The sequence below is a fragment of the Actinomadura sp. GC306 genome, assembly GCF_004348665.1.
Taxonomy (GTDB): Bacteria; Actinomycetota; Actinomycetes; order Streptosporangiales; family Streptosporangiaceae; genus Spirillospora.
Map to the genome: position 1 here is coordinate 1 of NZ_SMKM01000397.1, position 4,276 is coordinate 4,276.

Here is a 4,276-nt window from a genome sequence, read left to right on the forward strand (position 1 = left end):
GAGGGGTGGTGGTAAGGCGCTTAATTAGATGCGAGCTGGTCGGTCATCACGGCCGGGCCCCGAGCGCATGCGCGATCATCTCGGCGGTCTCAGCCGGGCAACTGGCCGGGCTGATGGTGTCGCCGGTGGGGGCCCAGGTGAACACCCAGGTTCCGGCGATGAAGTCGGCGCCGATCTCGGTGAACCGGCCGGGCGACTCGGTGTTGATCACGTGCAGGACGGGTGTGCCGCTGCGGTGGACGATGCCGCACGACATCCCGCCGCGCCTGCGCACGGCCTCATCGAGAGCGGACAGGGACGGTCGCCGTCCACTCATGGTGTTCGGGTGAGCTGTGGCCATGTTCGTGCTACCTCCCGTCGAGGGTCGCGCTTGGACTGCGGGCACTGGTGTGGACCGGTGGGGCGGAGGCGGCCTTAAAGGCCGGCCTGCTAGGGGTGCATGCGCGACCAGACCCACTTGCCGCCGGCCGGGTCGGCGGTGACGCCGCACTTGGCGGACATGGCCTGGACGATGTGCAGGCCCCAGCCGCCGTTGTCGTCGAACGCTTCCTCCGACAGGTCGAGGTCGTCGAGCGTGAGTTCGGTCATCGGCTTGGCCTCGGGCAGCTCGTGGTCGGCGTCCCAGACGGCGATGATGATCCCGTGGGCGTCCCGGCTGAGCTGGAGACGGATCTCCTGGTCCGGCGTCTGGCGCGCCGCATTGGTGACGAGCTCCGAAACGATCAGGAGCGCACTGTCGAGAATGTGGAAGTAGTCCCATTTGCGGATTTGTGTGTCCACGTAACTGCGCGCCTGCCCCACTGCGATGGGTGTTCCCATAAGAGACATGATCGGCTCTGCGGCCGCCGTCATCGCCATCGTCCTGCCCTCGCTCGAGATTCCGATTTCCTGTGACAAGGGTCACGGACGCGTCCTATGTTTTGCCTGTAGCCAGCCGATCTGTATACAGGGAGAGCGTCATGCCTATCGTTCGGGACCCCCTTAACCCCAAGCTCTCGATGTGGCACTTCCTGGCCTTCTACCTGCGCTTTTGGCGCGAGAAGGCCGGGCTCTCGCTTACTCAGTGCGGAGAGATCATGGGGGTGACGCGGGGTGCTGTATCCCACTTCGAAGCAGGGCGTCGACGCCCGCACGACGATCACATGCAGGCCCTTGATAGGCATTACGGAACTGGATGGCTTTTTCAGCTATTGCTCTGGTTCGCCCGAATGGCGCACGACCCCAACTGGGGTAGGCAGCTCATCAAGTACGAGCGGGAGGCGCATCTGATCAAGACCTACCACGGTCAGGTCATCCCACTCGCCCTCCAGACCGATGAATACACCTGGGCATACGTGCAGTCCGGCACGCCGAAGGACTTCGAGGCCGCGATGGAGAGACGCGTTACTCGGAAGAGGTTCTTCTTCGAGCGCGGCACTGAGGTCGAGATGTGGGCAACGCTCGATGAGAGCGTCCTGGCGCGTGAGGTCGGCAGCCCGGAGGTGCACAAGGCTCAGTTGGAACACTTGCTCGCCATGGCCGACCTGCCGCAGGTCAGCCTACGCATCGTCCCCTTCAAGTCGGGTGCCCATCTGGGTGCTGATGGGGCCCTCCAGATCCTCAGCCTGGAGAGTCGTGACATCGCGTATTCGGGCGCCCAGAACGGGGGCCGCTTGATCGAAACGCCTGGCGAGGTTCGCGAATTGTCGGTTAAGTTCGATCGTATCGGCGCGAAGGCGGCCTCCCTGGAGGACTCGCGCGAGATCATCAAGCGGTACTTGGAGAGCTACGAATGATCGTGCAGTGGCGCAAGAGCACCCACAGCGGCGGAGCGGACGATGAACACTGCGTTGAGCTGGGACGACTTGCGCCGGAGGCCGGGATCGGGGTGCGCGACAGCAAGGACCCGGACGGGGGGCACCTCGCCCTGACCGCCGCTCAGTTCGCGAGCTTGATCGAGCAGGTCAAGCGGCACCCGGCCCGCTGACCGCCCCGTCCGGCCTCACCCCATACGCCTCGTCCCCTCCGACGGAATCGAGCTGCGCGGCTGGCCCGGATGAGGCATCTCCCGTGGCCGTTACCGAGTTCGTCGGAGTGGTGGAGCAGACCAAGCGGCTCACCTCCCGCTGACCGTCCGTCCCCGACTCAGTTCGCCTGGCCGGGTCGTAACGGGCACGGCCGTGCCGCCGCCTCCCTCGAACCCCGCTCGCACCGGCCAGTCGAAACACCCCTCCAACAGCCGACAAACAAGCAGGTCAGCGAGGGGAGCGACACCGCCGCTGTTGACAAGGCCGATGAATACAGCTGGCGTGTCAGTGGTAGCGCTTAGTGTCTGCGCCATGCCTTCGAGTAATCACGAGCTGCCACTGGAGATGGTCCGCAACCGGCCGCAGCTCGCCCCCACGATCCTGCGGACCGTCTTCGGCCTGGGCCTACCGCTGGACGGGCAGGTGACGCTGGCCTCCGAGTCCTTCGCGGGCCTGAACCCCGCCGAACTGCGGTGCGACGCCACCGTCCTCCTGGACGACCCCGAGGCCCCGGCCCACGGGATCATCGTCGAGTCGCAGCTGCGCTTCAAGAAGCAGAAAACCTTCACCTGGCCCGCGTACCTGGCTCTGCTGCGGCTGCGGCACGAGTGCCCGGTGACCCTCCTGATCTTCTGCCCCAGCCCGAGCGCCGCACGCGCCTGCGCCGCCCCCATCGACATGGGCCACCCGGAATGGGTGCTCAAACCGCTGACCGTCCACCCCGGGATGCTTCCCCCGATCACCGACCCCGAGCAGGCGCGCCGACTCCCCGAACTGGCGGTCCTCAGCGCCCCGGCACACTCCGAGGGACCGCACGCCGAAGCCGTCCTGACCAGCGTGTCCGCCGCCATCGACACCCTGCCCGGCGACACGGGCGCCTTGTACTATGACTACCTGACAGCGCAGTTCTCTGGCGCTGCCTGCAAGCTCCTGGAGGAGATCGTGAACGTCGCCGGCTACGAGTGGCAGTCCGAGTTCGCCAAGACCCACCGGGGCGAAGGCCGCGCCGAAGGCGAGGCCAAGGCGGTCTTGCTCGTGCTGGACGCCCGCGGGATCACCGTCCCCAACGAGATCCGCGAGCACGTAACGAACTGCACCGACACCGACCAACTCGAACGCTGGGTCCAGCGCGCCGCCATCATCGACAAGGCCGAAGACCTCCTCGAATAGCACCCAATCCCGGGCTTTCCTGCCACTTTGTGGCTGACGCTGTTGGGTCGGCTCTGGCCAACCGCGTGTGGTTGAGCCGACCCGTCGATTGCCTGCCAGCGCAGTTTCCGGGGCCTGCCAGTGAACACTTGGGGAAGATCGTGAACGTCGCCGGCTACAAGTGGCAGTCCGAGTTCGCCAAGACCCACCGGGGCGAAGGCCGTGCCGAGGGACGCGCGGAAGGACGCGCGGAAGGTGAGGCCAAGGCAGTCCTGCTCGTGCTCGGCGCCCGCGGGATCACCGTCCCCAACGAGATCCGCGAGCACATAACCAACTGCACCGACACCGACCAACTCGAACGCTGGGTCCAGCGCGCCGCCATCATCGACAAGGCCGAAGACCTCCTCGAATAGCACCCGTGCCTCGCTCGCCCTCGCGAGTGAGGCCACGGATCATGGCGCCGAGTCGGAGGGCTAGGCCGGCCATGTCGTAATCGGGTGGCTGGGACTCCCTCGTGCAGTCGTCGCTCGCGGTCGAGCTTCCAACGGGTGTGCGCGGCCAGATTTGCTCCTTTGCTGCTGGTCCTGTGTGGGGCGTTCGGTTCGCGGGTCTAAGGGGCCGGTTGCCAGGAGAGTTGGTGGCCTCGGGACCAGCAGCGGCCTACAGCCTCGGTGTGGAGGGTTGAGTGGCCGAAGAGTGCCAGGCCGATGATGCTGTGGCCGGAGGCGTGGCGGTCGCCGAAGGTCGGGATCGCCGGGGCCACTCCGACGCCCTCCGCCGACACCCACGCCACCGGACGGTGCGTCGCCGCTTCGTCGAGGCGCTGGAGGAAGTGCAGGCGGCGTTCACGCGGGAACTCCGAGAGCGTCCATGTGGTGGTCACGACTGGTAGCGCGTTCGGGGGGACGCGGGCGAGGGCTTCGGGCAGGAGCTCGACGGCGTCGCCTTGCAGCAAGGTCGGTGGGGCCGTTGCTGCCAACGCCACTTCGGCTTCTAGTCTCGCTATGCGCTCTGGCTGGTCCGGGCACAGGCAGGCGCGTAGCCAGCGGGCCTCGGCCTCGTCGGTCACGTCGATCGGGGCGAGGTCGATGCCTACGCGGGTGACGACCTTGGGCATCGGG

7 protein-coding genes are annotated in these 4,276 nt (G+C 66.6%); 4 read left to right on the forward strand and 3 right to left on the reverse strand.

The features are described 5' to 3' along the window. Positions 1–46 precede the first annotated feature (46 nt). On the reverse strand, positions 47–316 hold the full coding sequence (locus E1200_RS31545) for a hypothetical protein (protein ID WP_131956038.1): 270 nt from the start codon (positions 314–316) through the stop codon (positions 47–49). Positions 317–429: 113 nt separating this feature from the next. Further along, positions 430–780, reverse strand: a complete 351-nt coding sequence (locus E1200_RS31550; protein ID WP_165950544.1) for an ATP-binding protein — start codon at positions 778–780, stop codon at positions 430–432. Between the two features lie 179 nt (positions 781–959). Here E1200_RS31550 and E1200_RS31555 point away from each other — a divergent pair, with 179 nt between their 5' ends. The 4 genes from E1200_RS31555 to E1200_RS31570 all read left to right on the forward strand — a co-directional run bounded on the left by E1200_RS31555 (position 960) and on the right by E1200_RS31570 (position 3,568). Continuing rightward, positions 960–1,775, forward strand: coding sequence for a helix-turn-helix transcriptional regulator (locus E1200_RS31555; protein WP_131956042.1), 816 nt, complete (start codon positions 960–962; stop codon positions 1,773–1,775). After that, a complete protein-coding gene (locus tag E1200_RS31560; RefSeq protein WP_131956044.1) occupies positions 1,772–1,966 on the forward strand; it encodes a DUF397 domain-containing protein in 195 nt (64 codons plus the stop codon). Before E1200_RS31555 ends, E1200_RS31560 begins: the two co-directional genes overlap by 4 nt. A gap of 352 nt (positions 1,967–2,318) precedes the next feature. Next, a complete protein-coding gene (locus tag E1200_RS31565; RefSeq protein ID WP_131956046.1) occupies positions 2,319–3,176 on the forward strand; it encodes a hypothetical protein in 858 nt (285 codons plus the stop codon). Between the two features lie 128 nt (positions 3,177–3,304). Then, on the forward strand, positions 3,305–3,568 hold the full coding sequence (locus tag E1200_RS31570; RefSeq protein WP_243708997.1) for a hypothetical protein: 264 nt from the start codon (positions 3,305–3,307) through the stop codon (positions 3,566–3,568). 197 nt (positions 3,569–3,765) lie between these two features. Here E1200_RS31570 and E1200_RS31575 read toward each other — a convergent pair. After that, positions 3,766–4,276, reverse strand: a 511-nt coding sequence (locus E1200_RS31575) for a DUF2332 domain-containing protein (RefSeq protein ID WP_131956048.1), incomplete at its 5' end; no start/stop codon positions are given.